This is a genomic window from Pseudomonas sp. GW821-FHT09D08, from assembly GCF_059416305.1.
Genome location: NZ_JBWKOX010000007.1, coordinates 115,751 through 135,493, shown reverse-complemented (window position 1 = coordinate 135,493; position 19,743 = coordinate 115,751). Strand labels below are relative to the sequence as shown.

Annotated in this window: 7 protein-coding genes; 4 read left to right on the top strand and 3 right to left on the bottom strand. The window is 64.5% G+C overall.

Going from position 1 to position 19,743, the window contains the following annotated elements:
• Positions 1–13 precede the first annotated feature (13 nt).
• Entirely contained in the window at positions 14–1,630 is a 1,617-nt protein-coding gene (locus tag AC07OP_RS14910) for an acyl-CoA carboxylase subunit beta (protein WP_495103230.1), read from the bottom strand.
• 101 nt (positions 1,631–1,731) lie between these two features.
• The gene (locus tag AC07OP_RS14905) at positions 1,732–3,510 is read right to left on the bottom strand and encodes an acyclic terpene utilization AtuA family protein (protein WP_495103229.1); all 1,779 of its coding nucleotides are present in this window, start codon (positions 3,508–3,510) and stop codon (positions 1,732–1,734) included.
• Between the two features lie 153 nt (positions 3,511–3,663).
• Here AC07OP_RS14905 and AC07OP_RS14900 point away from each other — a divergent pair, with 153 nt between their 5' ends.
• Together AC07OP_RS14900 and AC07OP_RS14895 are read left to right on the top strand one after the other, a co-directional pair.
• Positions 3,664–4,287, top strand: a complete 624-nt coding sequence (locus AC07OP_RS14900; protein WP_027603893.1) for a TetR/AcrR family transcriptional regulator — start codon at positions 3,664–3,666, stop codon at positions 4,285–4,287.
• Positions 4,288–4,380: 93 nt separating this feature from the next.
• Positions 4,381–5,169 (top strand): substrate-binding periplasmic protein, encoded by a 789-nt coding sequence (locus tag AC07OP_RS14895; protein WP_495103228.1) that lies wholly within the window; start codon positions 4,381–4,383, stop codon positions 5,167–5,169.
• A 2-nt stretch (positions 5,170–5,171) separates the two neighbouring features.
• On the opposite strand, the gene AC07OP_RS14890 is transcribed toward AC07OP_RS14895, so the two are convergent.
• Positions 5,172–5,723, bottom strand: coding sequence for an RNA polymerase factor sigma-70 (locus AC07OP_RS14890; RefSeq protein WP_027603895.1), 552 nt, complete (start codon positions 5,721–5,723; stop codon positions 5,172–5,174).
• A gap of 302 nt (positions 5,724–6,025) precedes the next feature.
• On the opposite strand from AC07OP_RS14890, the gene AC07OP_RS14885 reads away from it, so the two are divergent.
• Both AC07OP_RS14885 and AC07OP_RS14880 read left to right on the top strand, forming a co-directional pair.
• Positions 6,026–6,778: a thioesterase II family protein gene (locus AC07OP_RS14885; RefSeq protein ID WP_495103227.1), complete on the top strand. Its 753-nt coding sequence runs from the start codon at positions 6,026–6,028 to the stop codon at positions 6,776–6,778.
• Positions 6,779–6,829: 51 nt separating this feature from the next.
• Entirely contained in the window at positions 6,830–19,726 is a 12,897-nt protein-coding gene (locus AC07OP_RS14880; RefSeq protein ID WP_495103226.1) for a non-ribosomal peptide synthetase, read from the top strand.
• Positions 19,727–19,743: the final 17 nt, after the last annotated feature.

Sequence of the window (19,743 nt, the reverse complement as noted above, 5' to 3'; positions counted from 1 at the left end):
TCTTGTTCTCCGGTTAGAAGCGCGCGATGCCGAAGCTGTTGGGCTGCAACTCGCGGACGTCGGCCTCGTGACAGATATCCAGCAGAAAGCCGAGTAAGGTACGGGTATCCCGTGGGTCTATCAGCCCGTCATCCCACAGGTTCGCGCTGCCATAGAGGGCGGTGGACTGGCTGTCGAGTTTTTGCGCGGTGACTTGTTCGAGCATGTCCAGCACCTTGGGATCCGGCACCAGGCCGTCTTTCAACTGCTTGGCCTCGGTGACGATCCGCAGCACCTTGCCCGCCTGGGCACCGCCCATCACCGCCGTGCGGCTGTTGGGCCAGGCGAAGATAAAACGCGGGTCCAGGCCGCGACCGCACATTGCATAGTTGCCGGCGCCGTAGGAGCCACCGACCACCACCGTGAGTTTAGGCACCCGTGCGTTGGCCACCGCCTGGATCATCTTCGCGCCATGCTTGATCACCCCTTGCTGCTCCGCTTCGGTACCCACCATGAAGCCGGTGGTGTTGTGCAGGAACAGCAGCGGTGTGCGGCTCTGGTCACACAGCTGGATAAACTGCGCCGCCTTGCTCGCGCCCTTGGGCGTGATCGGGCCGTTGTTGCCGATCACGCCGACAGCGCGGCCCTGGATGTGCAGATGGCCGCAGACGGTATGGGCGTCGAACGCTGCCTTGAACTCGAGGAACTGCGAACCGTCGGCCAGGCGCGCGAGGATTTCGCGCACGTCGTAGGGCTTTTTCGGGTCAGCGGGGATCAGCCCCAGCAGGTCGTCGATGGGGTACAGCGGCTCGGCGTAAGTGCGTTTGGGCGTCAACGGCAGGCGCTCATCCCAGGGCAACAGGCTGACGATTTCACGCACGATACGCACGCCATCGGCGTCGTTTTCCGCCAGGTATTCGGCGGTGCCGGCGATCTGTGCATGCATTTCGGCGCCGCCCAATTCTTCATCGGTGGCGACTTCACCGGTCGCCGCCTTGAGCAGCGGCGGGCCGGCAAGGAACAGCTTGGCCTTGCCGCGCACCACCACCACGTAATCCGACAGCCCTGGCTGGTACGCGCCCCCCGCCGTGGCCGAGCCGTGCACCACGGTGATCTGCGGCAAGCCCATGGCGGACATGCGCGCCTGGTTGGCAAAGCTGCGCGCGCCTTCGACGAAAATCTCCGCGGCGTAGTTGAGGTTGGCGCCACCGCTTTCGGCGAGGGTCACCACCGGCAGTTTGTTGTCCATGGCGATCTGTTGCAGGCGCAGGGATTTTTTCAGGCCGGAGGGCGAAACGGTGCCGCCCTTGATCGCGCTGTTATTGGCCACCACCAGCATGCGCACGCCGCTGACGTAGCCGATGCCGGCGATCAACCCCCCGCCGGCGGCGCTGCCGTCCTTGTCATCATGCAGCTTGTAGCCGGCCAGGCTCGCCAGTTCCAGGAACGGCGCGCCCGGGTCCAGCAGCAGGTTGAGGCGCTCGCGGGGCAGCAGTTGGCCGCGTTTTTCGAACTTGGGCCTGGCCTCCTCGGCCTTGCCCAGCAGGGTCTGTTCCAACTGGCGCAGGTGTTGGATGCCTTCCAGCATGGCGGCGCGGTTCTGGGCGAACTGCGGGCTGTGGGGATCGATCAGGCTGTCAATCAGCGGCATGGTTTATTGCTCCGCCTTGTGTCGCGGCCGCTGACGATCACGGTGTAGCCCTGGAACAGGCCGGCTTTGAAGATCGAGTCGAAGGCCACGGCAATGCTCCTTTACGTGAGTTGATCGGCAATGTGTTGCGGCACAGCGATGGGGATTTCCAACAGCTGCTGGGCGAAGGCCTTGCCCTGGGGGTCGATGCGCAGGCTGGCGATGCCGCCGCCGCCCAGGGCGTTTTCCAGCAGGAAATTGAGGCTGTGGCTGCCGGGCAAATACCAGCGTTCAACGCGGCCGTGCACGGGGTCGAGCACATGGCCCATCCAGTCGACGAGCACCTCTGGCGTCAGCGCTTCGGCAATCCACGGCAGGTACTCGGGGGCGCGGGCGATGACCCCGATATTGCTGTGGTTGCCCTTGTCGCCGGAGCGCGCCACGGCGAGTTTCACCAGCGCCACGCTGGCGTCGGCGCGGCCCTGGGGTTTGGGCGGATCCATCGCGGCGGTAGGCATGAGGGGGGCGTCGGCGATGGGCAGCGTGCAGACGTGGCGTTGGCCCTGGAAGTCGACTACCACCTCGCAGGCGGCCTTATCGATCAGGAACGAGAACAAGCGGATCAGCGGATACACCGTCGGCCGCCCGCCGACAATCCCGGTCAGCCCCGGCGCCATGCCCGTGGCCGCCTGGGCGATCTCGCGGGCGAACAGCACCAGCGCTTGCTTGCTCGGGTGGCGCACCGCCAGCTTGACCACCACCTCGCGGCAGTCGTGGCGCAGGGCGCGGGGGCCATACGTCGCTTCGCTGCCCAGCAGTTCGATATTCACGTCGGTGTAGGGCGCCCAGCCGCGCTGGCTGAACAGTTCCGAGGTCTTGTTGATGATCGCCTGGCTGACCCGCTCGGCCTTGGCCACCGCGTCTATCCCGGCGATCAGGCAACTGGCGGTGCAGCGAAAGCCTTCCGGGTACGTGGCGCTGACCTTGTACTGGTGCGTTGGCGGCAACCCCTTGGCGCCGTGCAGGCGTACGCAGTTTTTGCCTTGCTGCTGCAACTTCACCTGGCTGAAATCGCAGATCACATCGGGCAGCAGATACGCGTGTGGGTCGCCGATTTCATACAGCAGTTGTTCGGCCACGCTCAGTTCGCTGATCAGGCCACCGCTGCCCTCGACTTTACTGACCCTGAACTGGCCGTCAGCGCTGACCTCGACGATGGGAAAGCCGATGTGTTCGTAGTCGGGCACCTCGCGCCAGTCGGTAAAGTTGCCACCGGTACACTGCGCGCCGCATTCGATGATATGCCCGGCCAACGCGGCCTGGGCCAGGCGGTCGTAGTCCTGCCATGACCAACCGAATTCATGCACCAGCGCCGCGCTGACCACCGCGCTGTCGACCACCCGGCCGGTGATGACGATGTCCGCGCCCAGTTGCAGCGCCTGGGCAATGCCCGGTGCGCCGAGGTAGGCATTGGCCGATACGCACAGGGGCGGCAGCGGCGCGCCGTTGAACATGTCGGTGATGCCTTGCAGGTGCTTGAGCCGGGGTTGCAGGTCATCGCCCAGCAGCACGGCGATTTTCAACGGCACCTGGGCTTTATCGCAGGCAGCTTGCAGGGCGGCGGCGCAGGCTTGGGGGTGGATGCCGCCGGCATTGCTGATCACGCGGATGCCCTGGCGCTGGATCTCGGCCAGCAGCGGTGTGAGCACCTCGACGAAATCCGTGGCGTAGCCGGCCTGGGGATCTTTCATCCGTGCACCGGCGAGGATCGACATCGTGACTTCCGCCAGGTAGTCGAACACCAGGTAGTCCAGCTTGCCGCCGTGCACCAACTGCGCGGCCGCGCTGCAGGTGTCACCCCAGAAGGCGCTGGCGCAGCCGATACGAACCGTCTTGCTCATGAGAAATCCTTCCTCGAATGGCTGGCAACGAGACTACCAAGCAAGCGCTTGGTTTGTAAACTCCGGTCACAAGTTTTGCCCAAGCGCTTGCTTGGGTGACTGGCACGGCCTAAATTGCCGGCCAAGACGTCAGTAGAAGTAGAGGAGAGCAGCATGGATGAGCACAAAGCCCTGCGGGTGATGCGCACCATGGTCGACGGCGGCCAATTGACCGACCCCGACAGTGCCCGGGGCAAGTTGCTGCAAACCGCGGCGCACCTGTTTCGCAACAAGGGCTTTGAACGCACCACCGTGCGCGACCTGGCCAGTGCCGTGGGCATTCAGTCCGGCAGTATCTTTCATCACTTCAAGAGCAAGGACGAGATCCTGCGCGCGGTGATGGAGGAAACCATCCACTACAACACGGCCTTGATGCGTGCCTCGCTCGAGGAGGCGAGCACCGTACGCGAACGTGTGCTGGCGCTGATTCGCTGCGAATTGCAGTCGATCATGGGTGGCAGCGGCGAGGCCATGGCGGTGCTGGTGTATGAATGGCGTTCGCTGTCGACCGACGCCCAGGCCCAGGTGCTGGCGCTGCGCGATGTGTACGAAGACATTTGGCTGCAGGTGTTGGGCGAGGCCAAGGCGGCGGGTTACATCAAGGGCGATGTGTTTATTGCACGACGCTTCCTTACCGGAGCCTTGTCCTGGACCACCACTTGGTTTCGCGCCGAGGGCAACCTGACCCTGGAGCAATTGGCCGAAGAAGCCTTGTTGATGGTTTTGAAGGCCGATTGAGGCGCAAGCTATTAATTTGCCGGTGGAAAGTTGTCTAGCTGGACAAAAACGCCTAGCTTATCGACATCGATGTATTGAACGGTGTGTGCCTTGATGTTATCGCCATGGCGGTTGGCTGCAGGACTTACTTTATGGGTACTCGGCACCGCAGCGTGGTTGCCGGCTTCGGCTGCGCAACTGGTGCGCATCGGCGCGGCGCATTTCCCGCCCTACACCGTGCGCCCGGAGCAAGGCGCCGACACCGGTCTGTTGCCGCAACTGGTGGAGGCCCTGAACGCCTCGCAAACCGACTACCAGTTTGTGCTGGTACCGACCTCCATCCCCCGGCGTTTTCGTGATTTCGAACAAGGCCGTGTCGACATGGCCATCTTCGAAAATCCCGATTGGGGCTGGCAGAAGGTTGCCCACACCAGCATCGACATGGGCCTGGAAGATGCGGAAATCTTCGTCGCCCAGCGTGAGCCCGGTCGAGGCCAGGACTATTTCGCCGACCTTGCCGGGAAACGCCTGGCGGTGTTCAGCGGCTATCACTACGCCTTTGCCAACTTCAACCCCGACCCCAAGTACTTGGCCGAGCACTTCAACGCCACCTTGACCTATTCCCATGACAGCAACCTGCTGATGGTTGCGCGCGGGCGTGCGGACATCGCCTTGGTAACCCGTTCGTACCTGAGTGACTTCATGGTGCGCAATGCGGATATGGCCGGGCAGTTCCTGGTCTCGGAGCGTATCGACCAGGTCTATCACCACTACGCGTTGCTGCGGCCCAAGGCACCGATCACGGGCGAGGCGTTTTCGGCGTTGCTCAAGCGCTTGCGCGACAGCGGCGAGATGCTGAAGATTTTCGAGCCGTACCGCATCGATGTGATGGCGGTACCCTGAGGTCACACCCGCCGTGCAAACGTATCGCTATGGTTGCCGGACACCTTGCGGCAGTGCACCAGCGCATCGCGAATCATGAAGTTCACCAACGTCGGTGAAACCCCGAGTTCCTTGGCAATGTCCTTTTGCGGCACACCGTGCAGGCGGTACATCTCGAACGCATAGCGGGTGCGCTGGGGCAACTCCGTCAGGGCGTCGGCGATGTTTTCCAGGGTGTTGAAATTGATGTGGGAGGTTTCCGGTGAAGCGCCGTGAATGACCACATTCAAGCCTTCCTCTTCCGTCCCGGAATATTTGAGTTCCAGGGCCTGCTTGCGGTAGTGATCGATCGCCAGGTTGCGCACGATCTGGAACAGATAACTCAGTTGGGCCTTGAACGATGACGTGATCGTCGGCGCCGATTGCAGGCGGAAGTAGGCGTCCTGCACTACATCTTCGGCACGGGAGCGGCACCCGGTAATACGTGCCGCAATCTTCACCAGAATCAGTCGATTGTCGACAAATGCCTGGAGAAGCGGTGAGTCGCACCTGCCTGTGGATACTTGTTCCGTCATGGAAATCACCTTGTCGCAAAAGAGGTTAGGGGAGGGCGTCCTTGCTGAGGCCTCCTACACATCGGGCAACAAATTATGCTGAATGATAATGATTGTCAAATGAGAAGGCGAACTAATCTTATGCTTTCTTGTTAGGTGTGAACCACGTCTCGCAGGTACCCGGCGACTAATTATTTGCCGGTGCCGTCCGTTCTTCTGGGTGACAGGGCCGTTAGTAAAGCGGCCAAGGATCAGCACCCGCAGGAGGACGACATGGGTTTTTATCGTGCACACAGCGTGTTTCAGTTTGGAGTCGTCGCGGGATGACTACGCCGACTCGACTGCGCCTGTTCTGCCTGCCCTATTCGGGCGCCAGCGCCATGGTTTACGCGCGTTGGCGCCGCACGTTGCCGGAGTGGTTGCAGGTGTGCCCGCTGGAATTGCCTGGGCGGGGCATGCGCATGGATGAGCCCCTGCAGCGCGATATCAAGGCCTTGGCGGCGCAGCTCGCGGAGGAAATCAGTCGCGACTTGAGCGGCCCTTATGCGTTGTTCGGGCATAGCCTCGGCGGCCTGCTGGCCTTTGAGTTGGCCCACGCGTTAAACGCACGGAATGTCCCTGCGCCGCTGGCGCTGTTCGCCTCCGGCACGGCCGGCCCGGCCCGCCGCGATGTCAGCGAATACGCCATCGAAAAGACCGACGCGCAACTGATCGCCCGCCTGCGCGAACTGCAAGGCACTGCCGAAGAAGCCCTGGCCAATCCCGAGTTGATGCAGTTGATGCTGCCGATCCTGCGCGCCGATTTCCTGCTGTGCGGCAGCTTCACCTACGGCGAGCGCAAGCCGCTGGACCTGCCGATCCATGTGTTCGGCGGCAAGCAGGACAGCGTGCGCGCCGACCAGTTGCTCGACTGGCAGCTCGATGCCGCCAGCGGTTTTTCCCTGGATATGTTCGACGGCCACCACTTTTTCCTTATCCAGCACGAAAGCGCCGTATTGCGCTGCGTGCGGCGCTATGCCGACGAACACCTGGCCCGCTGGCGCAATGGCGCGGCGCGGCAAATGGCCGCCGGCTGATCGCTCTCCCATTCCCGAATTTCCCGTAAGCCGATTTCAGGCAGGAACCCCATGATGGACGCCTTCGAACTTCCCCGCACCCTGGTCGAGTCCCTTCAACGTCGCGCCGCCCAGGCCCCGGACCAGGTCGCCCTGCGCTTCCTCGCCGAGTCGGCCGAGCACAACGTGGTACTCAGTTACCGTGACCTGGACCAACGCGCCCGCACCATCGCCGCCGCCCTCCAGGCCAATGCGGCACAGGGCGACCGTGCGGTGCTGCTGTTCCCCAGTGGCCCGGACTACGTCGCGGCGTTCTTCGGCTGCCTGTACGCCGGGGTGATCGCGGTGCCGGCCTACCCGCCGGAGTCCACCCGCCGTCATCACCAGGAGCGTTTGCTGTCGATTATCGGTGACGCCGAACCGCGTCTGCTGCTGACCATCGCCAGCCTGGCCGATGGCCTCGCGCAGATCGAAAACGCGCCGCCGGTGCTGAGTGTCGACACCCTCGACGCACAGATCGCCAGCGCCTGGAGCGCCCCCGACCTGCAACCCGACGACATCGCCTTCCTGCAATACACCTCAGGCTCCACCGCGTTGCCCAAGGGCGTGCAAGTCAGCCACGGCAACCTGGTAGCCAACGAAGTGCTGATCCGGCGCGGCTTTGGCATCGACCTGAACCCTGACGACGTGATCGTCAGCTGGCTGCCGCTGTACCACGACATGGGCCTGATCGGCGGCCTGCTGCAACCGATTTTCAGCGGCGTGCCGTGCGTGTTGATGTCGCCGGCCTATTTCCTCGGCCGGCCATTGCGCTGGCTTGAAGCGATCAGCGAATACCGCGGCACCATCAGCGGCGGGCCGGATTTCGCCTACCGCCTGTGCAGCGAGCGGGTCAGTGAGTCGGCCCTGGAGCGCCTGGACTTGAGCAACTGGCGCGTGGCCTATTCCGGCTCCGAGCCCATCCGCCTCGACACCCTCGAGCGCTTCGCCGAGAAGTTCGCCGCCTGCGGGTTCACCTCGGATAGTTTCTTCGCCTCCTACGGTCTGGCCGAAGCCACCCTGTTTGTCGCCGGCGGCCGGCGTGGCCATGGCATCCCGGCGCTGCGCATTGACGAGCAGGCCCTGGCCGCCAACCGCGCCGAGCCGGGGCAGGGCAGTGCGATCATGAGTTGCGGCACCAGCCAGCCTGAACACGCGGTGCTGATCGCCGACCCGCACACACTGAGCGAGCTGGCCGACAACTGCGTCGGCGAACTCTGGGCCAGCGGCCCGAGCATCGCCCACGGCTACTGGCGCAACCCGGAGGCCAGTGCCAAGACCTTCGTGCAGCATGCCGGCCGTACCTGGCTGCGCACCGGTGACCTGGGCTTTATCCGCGAGGGCGAGGTGTACATCACCGGTCGCCTGAAAGACCTGCTGATCGTGCGCGGCCATAACCTGTACCCCCAGGACATCGAACAGACCATCGAGCGCGAAGTGGAAGTGGTGCGCAAGGGCCGGGTCGCGGCGTTTGCGGTGAATGACAAAGGCCTGGAAGGCATCGGCATCGCCGCGGAAATCAGCCGCAGCGTGCAGAAGATCCTGCCGCCTGAAGCGCTGATCAAAGCCATCCGCCAAGCCGTGGCCGAGGCCTATCAAGAGGCGCCGTGCGTGGTGGTGTTGCTTAACCCCGGCGGCTTGCCCAAGACCTCCAGTGGCAAGGTGCAGCGTGCGGCGTGCGCGCTTCGGCAGGCCGACGGCAGCCTCGACTGCTACGCACAGTTCCCCGATCTGCACGCCCAGGCGAGCGCTGTTGCACTGGAATCCGAACTGCAAAGCCGGATCGCCGCGATCTGGTGCGAGCAGCTGCAGGTCGCTACGGTGGCGGCCGACGACCACTTCTTCCTGCTCGGCGGCAACTCCATTACCGCCACCCAAGTGGTCGCGCGCCTGCGGGAAACCCTCGGCCTGGAGTTGAACCTGCGCCTGCTGTTCGAGGCGCCGACGCTGTCCGGGTTCGCCGCCGGCGTGGCGCAATTGCAACAGGACGGTGGCATTGCCCAAGGTGCGATCCGCCCGTTGTCGCGCCAGGACGAACTGCCCCAATCCCTGGCCCAGAACCGCCTGTGGATCACCTGGCAACTGGACCCGCAAAGCAGCGCCTACACCATCCCCGGCGCCCTGCGTCTGCGTGGCGAGTTGGATGAAGACGCGCTGCGCTCAAGCTTCCAGCACCTGATCCGGCGCCACGAAGCCTTGCGCACCCGCTTCTATGAGCGCGATGGCCAGGGCTTCCAGCGTGTGGACGCCAATAGCGATTTTGACCTGCAGGTTATCGATCTCAGCGACTTGCCCGTCGCCGAGCGTGAGGCTCGCGCGCAACAGATCCGTGAGGACGAAGCCCGCACCCTGTTCGACCTGGAACAAGGCCCGCTGCTGTGGGTGACCCTGGTGCGCCTGGACGAGGACGATCACCAGTTGCTGGTGACCCTGCACCACATCATCGCCGATGGCTGGTCGTTGAATATACTCATCGACGAGTTCTCGCGCCTGTACGCCGCCGCAAGCCAGGGCCAGGCCCTGGCGTTGCCGCCACTGGCCTTGCAGTACGCCGACTACGGCAGCTGGCAGCGCCAATGGCTGGCCGACGGTGAAGGCCAGCGCCAACTGGCGTACTGGAAAGCGCAACTGGGGGACGAGCACCCGACCCTGAGCCTGGCCACCGACCACCCGCGTGCGGCCCAGCAACGCCACAGTGCGTCGCGCCATAGTGTGCGCCTGAGTGTCAGCCTCAGCGAAGCGATTCGCCAGACCGCCCAGGCCCACGAATCCACGCCGTTCATGCTGTTGCTGGCGGCGTTCCAGACCTTGCTCTACCGCTACAGCGGCCAGCGCGATATCCGCATCGGCGTGCCCAACGCCAACCGCCCGCGCCAGGAAACCCAAGGCCTGATCGGCTTCTTTATCAACACCCTGGTGCTGCGTGCCGAGCTGGACGGGCGCCTGCCTTTCACTGAGCTGCTGGCCGCCACCCGCCAGACTGCACTGGGCGCCCAGGCCCATCAGGACCTGCCGTTCGAGCAACTGTTGGAAGCCTTCCCGCAAGCCCGCGAACAGGGCCTGTTCCAGGTCATGTTCAACCACCAGCAACGTGACCTCAGCGCCTTGCGCCGCCTGCCGGGCATGCTCGCCGACGAGCTGCCCTGGCACAGCCGCGAAGCCAAGTTCGACCTGCAACTGCACAGCGAAGAAGACCGCAACGGGCGCCTGAGCCTGTCCTTCGACTACGCCGACGAACTGTTCGACAGCGCGACCATCCAGCGCCTGGCCGCGCACTTCATCCACCTGCTGCAGGCCGTGTGCGAACAACCGCAACAGGCCATCGGTGACCTCCAGCTGATGCCGCAGGACGAACAGCAAGCGTGGAGCCAGGCGCCATGCGCACCGGCTCAACAATGGTTGCCCGAACTGCTCAACCAACACACCTCGGACAACACCGCACTGGTCTGGCAGGACGGCAGCCTGACCTTCGCCCAACTGCACACCCAGGCCAACCGCCTGGCCCATTACCTGCGTGACAAAGGCGTCGGCCCGGACGTGTGCGTAGCCATCGCCGCCGAACGTTCGCCGCAACTGCTGGTGGGCCTGCTGGCGATCATCAAGGCCGGTGGTGCCTATGTGCCGCTGGACCCGGATTACCCCGCCGAGCGCTTGGCCTACATGCTCAAGGACAGCGGCGTGCACCTGCTGTTGACCCAGACCGCATTGCTGGACCGCGTGCCGAGTGCCGAAGGCGTGTGCGTGATTGCCATGGACAGCCTGCACCTCGACAGCTGGCCGACCCAACCGCCCGGCCTGCACCTCGATGGCGACAACCTCGCCTATGTGATCTACACCTCCGGCTCCACCGGCCAGCCCAAGGGCGTCGGTAATACCCATGCGGCCCTGGCCGAGCGCTTGCAGTGGATGCAGGCCACCTATCAACTCAATGACAGCGACGTGCTGATGCAAAAGGCACCGATCAGTTTCGACGTGTCGGTGTGGGAATGCTTCTGGCCGCTGATCACCGGCTGCCGCCTGGTGCTGGCCGGCCCCGGCGAGCACCGCGATCCGCACCGCATCGCGCAGTTGGTGCAGGCGTACGGCGTGACCACGCTGCACTTCGTCCCGCCGCTGTTGCAGCTGTTTATCGACGAACCGTTGGTGCCCGAGTGCACCAGCCTGCGTCGCCTGTTCTCCGGTGGCGAAGCCTTGCCCGCCGAGTTGCGCAATCGCGTATTGACGCAGTTGCCGGCGGTGCAATTGCACAACCGTTATGGCCCGACCGAGACGGCGATCAACGTCACCCACTGGCATTGCACTGCTGACGATGGCGAGCGTTCGCCGATTGGCCGACCACTGGGCAATGTGATCTGCCGCGTGCTGGACGAGCAGCTCAACCCCTTGCCGGCCGGTGTGCCGGGTGAACTGTGCATCGGTGGCATCGGCCTGGCCCGTGGCTACCTTGGGCGTGCCGGTTTGACCGCCGAGCGCTTTGTCGCCGACCCGCTGGGCGAGGCGGGCGCACGCCTGTATCGCAGCGGTGACCGTGCACGCTGGAGTGCGGATGGCGTGCTCGAATACCTCGGCCGTCTCGATCAGCAGGTCAAGCTGCGCGGCTTCCGGGTGGAACCGGAAGAAATCGAAGCGCGCCTGCTGGCCCTGGACGGTGTCGCCCAGGCCGTGGTGCTGGTGCGCGATGCACAGTTGATCGGTTACTACACCGCCCATGCCGCCCTCGACGAACAGGACGTCAAAGCCGCCCTGGCCACCGAGTTGCCGGAGTACATGGTGCCCGCGCAACTGATGCGCCTGGACGCGATGCCCCTGAGCCCCAGCGGCAAGCTCGACCGTCGCGCATTGCCGGCGCCGGTGTGGCAAACCCGCGAACACATCGAGCCCGAAACACCGTTGCAGCAGCAGATTGCAGCGATCTGGCGCGAAGTGCTCGGCTTGGCAACAATCGGCCTGCGCGATGACTTTTTCGCCCTCGGCGGCCACTCGCTGCTGGCCACACAAATCATCTCCCGCACCCGCCAGGCCTGCGACGTCGAGTTGCCGTTGCGCACCTTGTTCGAGGCCAGCGAGCTGGGGGCTTTTGCCGAGCAAGTCGGCCTGATCCAGGCCAGCGGCCAACGCAACCAGCAAACCGCAATCGCCACCGTCGACCGCAGCCTGCCGGTGCCGTTGTCGTATTCCCAGCAGCGCATGTGGTTCCTCTGGCAGATGGAACCGGACAGCCCGGCCTACAACGTCGGCGGCATGGCACGCCTGCGTGGCGTGCTGGATGTGGGGCGTTTCGAGGCGGCGTTGCAGGCCTTGGTCATGCGCCACGAAACCCTGCGCACCACCTTCCCGAGTGTCGACGGCGTGGCCTATCAAAAGGTGTCGGCGCAGACCGGCCTGCGCATGGACTGGCAGGATATGTCGGCGTTGAACGAAGGCGAGCGCGAGCAGCGTTTGCAGCGACTGGCCGACCACGAGGCCCACACTCCGTTCAACCTGGAAACCGGGCCGCTGCTGCGCGCGTGCCTGGTCAAGGCCGGTGAGCGGGAGCACTACCTGGTGCTGACCCTGCACCATATCGTCACCGAAGGCTGGGCCATGGACATCTTTGCCCGTGAACTCAGCGCGCTGTACGAAGCCTTTATCGATGAGCGCCTGTCACCGCTGGCGCCGTTGCCGGTGCAGTACCTGGACTACAGCGTGTGGCAACGCCAGTGGCTGGAGTCCGGCGAACGCCAACGCCAATTGGACTACTGGACCGCGCAACTGGGCAATGAACACCCACTGCTCGAATTGCCCGGCGACCGCCCACGGCCACCGGTGCAAAGTCACCGGGGCGAGTTGTACCGCTTCGACCTCAGCGACGATCTCGCCGCCCGTGTGCGTGCCTTCAACGCCGAACGTGGCTTGACCCTGTTCATGACCATGACCGCCACCCTGGCCGTGCTGCTCTACCGCTACAGCGGCCAGACCGACCTGCGTATCGGCGCGCCGGTGGCCAACCGCATTCGCCCGGAAAGCGAAGGGCTGATCGGGGCGTTCCTCAACACCCAGGTGCTGCGTTGCCAGCTCACGGGGCAGATGAGTGTTGCCGAGCTGTTCGAGCAGGTCCGTCACACCGTGATCGAAGGCCAATCCCATCAGGACCTGCCGTTCGACCACCTGGTGGAAGCCCTGCAACCGCCGCGCAGCGCGGCGTACAACCCGTTGTTCCAGGTGATGTGCAACGTGCAGCGCTGGGAATTCCAGCAGAGCCGCCAACTGGCCGGCATGACCGTCGAATACCTGGCCAACGATGCCCGCGCGACCAAGTTCGACCTCAACCTGGAAGTCACCGACCTCGACCACCGCCTGGGTTGCTGCCTGACCTACAGCACTGATTTGTTCGATGAACCGCGCATCGCGCGCATGGCCGAGCATTGGCGCAACCTGCTTGAAGCGTTGATCGCCAACCCGCAACAACGCCTCAGCGAACTGCCGTTGCTGAGCGCCACCGAGCAACGCGCGTTGCAGGACAGCCTGGGCGTGGAGGCGGGCGAGCATCGCCTCGACCAGTGTCTCCAGCAACTGTTCAGCCAGCAGGCGCTCAAGCGTGGCAATGCTCCGGCGCTGATCTTTGCCGGTGTGACCCTCACCTACGCCGAACTCGACGCCCGCGCCAACCGCTTGGCCTGGATGCTGCGCGAGCGCGGCGTCGGCCCGCAGGTGCGGGTCGGCCTGGCACTGCCGCGCTCGCTGGAAATGGTCATCGGCCTGCTGGCGATCCTCAAGGCCGGTGGCGCCTATGTGCCGCTGGACCCGGAATACCCGCTGGACCGCCTGCACTACATGATCGAAGACAGCGGCATCGGCCTGTTGCTCAGCGATGCGGCGATGTTCGACGCCCTCGGCGAGTTGCCGGCGAGCGTGGCCTGCTGGTGCCTGGAAGATGACTTGCCGGTGCTGGCCAATTACCCGGCCGGCGAGCTGCCGTTTATCAGTTTGCCGCAACATCAGGCCTACCTGATCTACACCTCCGGCTCCACCGGTAAACCCAAGGGCGTGGTGGTGTCCCATGGTGAAATCGCCATGCATTGCCAGGCCGTGATCGAGCGCTTCGGCATGCGCCCGGACGATTGCGAGCTGCATTTCTATTCGATCAACTTCGACGCCGCCACCGAGCGTCTGCTGGTGCCGCTGCTCAGCGGTGCGCAGGTGGTCCTGCGCGCCCAGGGCCAGTGGGATGCCGAAGAAATCTGCGGGCTGATCCGTACCCATCGCATCAACATCCTCGGTTTTACCCCGAGCTACGGCAGCCAGTTGGCGCAGTGGCTGGCGACCCAGCACCAGACCTTGCCGGTGCGCATGTGCATCACCGGCGGCGAAGCGCTGACCGGCGAACACCTGCAGCGTATCCGTGCGGCGTTCCAGCCCGAGGTGTTTTTCAATGCCTATGGGCCCACCGAAACCGTGGTGATGCCCCTGGCCAGCCTGGCGCCCCGGCAACTGGAAGAGGGCGCCGCCAGCGTGGCGATTGGCAGCATCGTCGGCGACCGCGTGGCCTATATTCTCGACGCCGACCTGGCCTTGGTGCCGCAAGGCGCGACCGGCGAGTTGTATGTGGGCGGCGCCGGTCTGGCCCAGGGTTACCACGAACGTCCGGGGATGACGGCCGAGCGGTTTGTCGCCGACCCGTTTGCCCGCCAGGGCGGTCGCCTGTATCGCACCGGCGACCTGGTGCGCCAGCGCGCCGATGGCCTGGTGGAGTACCTGGGGCGTATCGATCACCAGGTGAAGATTCGCGGTTTCCGGATCGAACTGGGCGAGATCGAAACCCGCCTGCTGGAGCACGCAGCCGTGCGCGAAGCGGTGGTGCTGGCGCTGGATTCGCCGAGTGGCAAGCAACTGGTGGCGTACCTGGTCAGCGACGCCGACCACGGCACTTTGCGTGAGGCGCTCAAGGCTCATCTCAAGGCGCAACTGCCGGACTACATGGTGCCCGCGCACCTGATCGTACTCGACAGCATGCCGCTGACCGCCAACGGCAAGCTCGACCGCCGTGCCCTGCCGCAACCCGATCCCGAGGCCAATCGCCAACACTACGTGGCGCCGCGCAATGAACTGGAAAGCACCTTGGCGGCGATCTGGTGCGCGGTGTTGAACGTGCAGCAGGTCGGCCTCGACGATAACTTCTTTGAACTGGGCGGCGATTCGATCCTGTCGATCCAGGTGGTCAGCCGCGCGCGGCAGGCGGGGATTCACTTCAGCCCGCGTGACCTGTTCCAGCACCAGACCGTGCAAACCCTGGCCGGGGTGGCCACGCGCTCCGAGCAGGTCAGCGCCGAGCAAGGCGTGCTCACCGGCGCTTCGGGCCTTACACCGATCCAGCACTGGTTCTTCGACACCGATATTCCCGCGCGCCAGCACTGGAACCAGGCGCTGGTGCTCAAGCCGCTGCAACTGCTCGAGCCTCATCGCCTGGAGCAAGCGTTGCTGGCGGTACTCGAACACCACGACGCCCTGCGCCTGAGCTTCACCCGGCGCGATGCGCAATGGCATGCCGAACACTTGGCCGTACCCAAAGGCGGCGTGCTGATGCAGGCGCAAGTGCGCGACATGCAACAGTGCACCGCACTGTTCACCGACACCCAGCGCAGCCTCGACCTGCAACACGGCCCGCTGGTGCGTGCCTTGCTGGTGGATGGCCCCCAAGGCCAGCAACGCTTGCTGATCGCGATCCATCACCTGGTGGTGGACGGTGTGTCGTGGCGCGTGCTGCTCGAAGACCTGCAAAACGTTTACCGCCAGCTCAGCGATGGCCAGTCCGTCAGCCTGCCGGCCAAGACCAGCGCCCTGCGCGATTGGGCCGCGCGCTTGCAGGCGTATGCCGGCAGCGAATCCCTGCGTGAAGAGCTGAGCCTGTGGCAGGACCGGTTGGCCGGCCCTGACGCGGCATTGCCCGTGGCCCGTCCGCACGGTTCGCTGCGCAACCGTGATGCCGATACCGTCAGCGTGCGCCTGGATGCCGAACACACCCGCCAGTTGCTGCAACAAGCGCCGAGCGCCTACCGCACCCAGGTCAACGACCTGCTGCTGACCGCCCTGGCCCGTGTGCTGTGCCGCTGGAGCGGGCATGATTCGGCGCTGATCCAACTCGAAGGCCATGGTCGCGAAAACCTGTTCGACGACATCGACCTGACCCGCAGCGTCGGCTGGTTCACCAGCGCTTACCCGCTGCGCCTGACCCCGCAAACCGGGCAGGGCGACTCGATCAAGGCGATCAAGGAACAGCTGCGTGCGGTGCCCCATAAAGGGTTGGGCTATGGCGTGCTGCGTTACCTCGCCGATGACCTGTGCAAACAGAGCATGGCCGCCTTGCCGAGCGCGCAGATCACCTTTAACTACCTAGGCCAGTTCGACCAAAGCTTCGGCGCCGATGCACTGTTCCACCCACTGGACGAATCGGCGGGCCTGGCCCATGACCCGGATGCGCCGCTGCCCAACGAACTGAGTGTGGACAGCCAGGTGTACGGCGGCGAACTGGTGCTGCGCTGGACCTTCAGCCGCGAACGCCACGACCCACAGACCATCCAGGACCTGGCGCAGGCCTACCTGGCCGAACTGCAAGCGTTGGTCGCCCATTGCCTGGAGGACAACGCAGGCGGCCTCACGCCGTCCGACTTCCCCCTGGCGCACTTGAGCCAGTCGCAACTCGACAGCTTGCCGGTACCGGCCAGCGCCATCGAAGACGTGTACCCGCTGACCCCGATGCAAGAGGGCCTGCTGCTGCACACCCTGCTCGAGCCGGGCACCGGCCTCTACTACATGCAGGACCGCTACCGCATCAACAGCGCTCTGGACCCCGAGCGTTTCGCCCAAGCCTGGCAAGCGGTGATCGCCCGCCACGAAGCCTTGCGCGCCTCGTTCTGCTGGAATGTCGGCGAAGACATGCTGCAAGTGATCCACAAGCCGGGCAGCACGCCGATCGAGTACCTGGATTGGAGTGCCGACCAGGAAAGTGAACAGGAACCGCGCCTGCAAGCGCTGCTCAAGGCCGAGCGCGAAGCCGGTTTCGATCTGCTCAACCAGGCGCCGTTCCACCTGCGCCTGATCCGTGTCGGTGAAGCGCGCTACTGGTTCATGATGAGCAACCACCACATCCTGATCGATGCCTGGTGCCGTTCGCTGCTGATGAATGACTTCTTCGATATCTACATGGCCCTCGGCGAAGGCCGCGAGGCGCAGTTGGCCACGCCGCCGCGCTACCGCGACTACATCGCCTGGCTGCAACGCCAGAACCTGGCCGAAGCACGCCAGTGGTGGCAGCAGAACCTGCAAGGTTTCGAGCGCACCACGCCGATCCCCAGCGACCGGCCGTTCCTGCGCGAACATGCCGGCCACAGTGGCGGCATGGTGGTGGGTGACTGCTACACCCGCCTCGACCTCCGTGACGGTGCGCAACTGCGCGAACTGGCCCAGGCCCATCAACTCACCGTCAACACCTTCGCCCAGGCGGCCTGGGCCTTGGTGCTGCGACGCTTGAGCGGCGAGCGTGACGTGCTGTTCGGCGTCACCGTGGCCGGGCGCCCGGTGGAAATGCCCGAGATGCAACGCACCGTCGGCCTGTTTATCAACAGCATCGCGCTGCGGGTGAAGCTGCCCGAGGACGATCAGCGTTGCAGCGTACGCCAGTGGTTGAACGCGTTGCTCGACAGCAATATGCAACTGCGCGAGTACGAATACCTGCCGCTGGTGACGATCCAGGAACACAGCGAACTGCCCAAGGGCCAGCCGCTGTTCGACAGCCTGTTCGTGTTCGAAAACGCCCCGGTGGAAGTCTCGGTGCTGGACCGCGCCGACAGCCTGAATGCCACCTCGGACTCCGGCCGCACCCACACCAATTTCCCGCTGACCGCCGTGTGCTACCCGGGGGATGACCTCGGCCTGCACCTGTCCTACGACCAGCGTTACTTCGACGAAACCACCGTGCAAGGCATGCTCGGCGAGTTCAAGCGCCTGCTGCTGGCGCTGGTGCAGGGCTTCCATGGCGACATGGCCGACCTGCCACTGATGGGCGAACAGGAACGCGCGTTCCTGTTGGACGGCTGCAACCAGAGCGAACACGCCTACCCGCTGGAACGCAGCTATATCGAGCTGTTCGAAGCCCAGGTGAGCGCGCATCCGCAGCGCATCGCGGCCCGTTGCCTGGACCGGCAATGGACCTATGACGAACTGAACCGGCGCAGTAACGGCCTGGGTCATGCACTGATTGCGGCGGGTGTCGGCCTGGACCAACCGGTGGCGTTGTTGGCCGAGCGCAGCCTTGACCTGCTGGGCATGATCATCGGCAGCTTCAAGGCCGGTGCCGGTTACCTGCCGTTGGACCCGGGCCTGCCGAGCCAGCGCCTGAGCCGCATCATCGACCTGAGTCGCACACCGTTGCTGGTCTGCACCGAAGCGTGCCGCGAGCAGGCCATCGAGCTGCTGGACGGCGTCGACTGCCAGTTGCTGGTGTGGGAGGACGTGCCTGCCCGTGGGGAAAATCCTGGCATCTACAGCGGCCCGGATAACCTTGCCTACGTGATCTACACCTCGGGCTCCACCGGCTTGCCCAAAGGCGTGATGGTCGAACAGCGCGGCATGCTCAATAACCAATTGAGCAAGGTGCCGTATATGGACCTGACGCCAGCGGATGTGATCGCCCAGACCGCCTCGCAAAGCTTCGATATTTCCGTATGGCAATTCCTCGCCGCGCCGCTGTTCGGTGCACGGGTGGATATCGTGCCGAACAGCATCGCCCACGATCCGCAGGGCTTGCTGGCCCATGTGCAGGCACACGGCGTCACCGTGTTGGAAAGCGTGCCGTCGCTGATCCAGGGCATGCTTGCCCAGGATCGCATCAGCCTGGACGGTTTGCGCTGGATGCTGCCGACCGGTGAAGCGATGCCGCCGGAGCTGGCGCACCAGTGGTTGTTGCGTTACCCGGACATCGGCCTGGTCAACGCCTACGGCCCGGCGGAATGTTCGGACGATGTGGCGTTCTTCCGCGTCGACCTGGCGTCCACCCGTGGCACTTACCTGCCGATTGGTACGCCGACGGACAATAACCGTTTGTACGTGGTGGATGGTGCGCTGGAATTGGTGCCCCAAGGGGCGGTCGGTGAGCTGTGCGTGGCCGGCACCGGGGTGGGCCGCGGGTATGTCAGCGATCCGCTGCGCACCGCCCAGGTGTTTGTGCCGAACCCGTTCGGCGCACCGGGCGAGCGCCTGTACCGCACCGGCGACCTGGCACGGCGGCGCAGCGATGGCGTGCTGGAGTACGTCGGGCGTATCGACCATCAGGTGAAGATTCGCGGTTACCGCATCGAGCTGGGTGAAATCGAAGCGCGCCTGCACGAACAACCGCTAGTGCGCGATGCGGCAGTGGGCGTGCAGGAAGGCGTCAACGGCAAGCATCTGGTGGGTTACCTGGTGGCCGCCGATGAGAGGCTGAATCCGGGCGAACGCCTGGACCGTATCAAGCAACGCCTGCGCGCTGAACTGCCGGAGTACATGGTGCCGCTGCACTGGCTATGGCTCGAGCGCCTGCCGCTCAACGCCAACGGCAAACTCGACCGCAAGGCCCTGCCGGAACTGGAGATCGGCCAGTTGCACAGCCAGGACTACCTGGCGCCACGCAACGAACTGGAAAACACCTTGGCCGCGATCTGGGCCGAGGTGCTCAAAGTCGAACGGGTAGGGGTACAGGACAACTTCTTCGAACTGGGCGGCCACTCGTTGCTGGCCACGCAGATTGCCTCGCGCGTGCAGAAAACCCTGCAACGGGACGTGCCGCTGCGGGCGATGTTCGAATGCAGCACGGTGGCGGAGTTGGCCGAGTACATCGAGGGGCTGGCGGCCAATGAGATCAGTGCGGAGAAGGTGGATCGGTTGAGTGATTTGATGGCGGAGTTGGAGGGGCTCTGATCTTCGCTGTCTTTGGG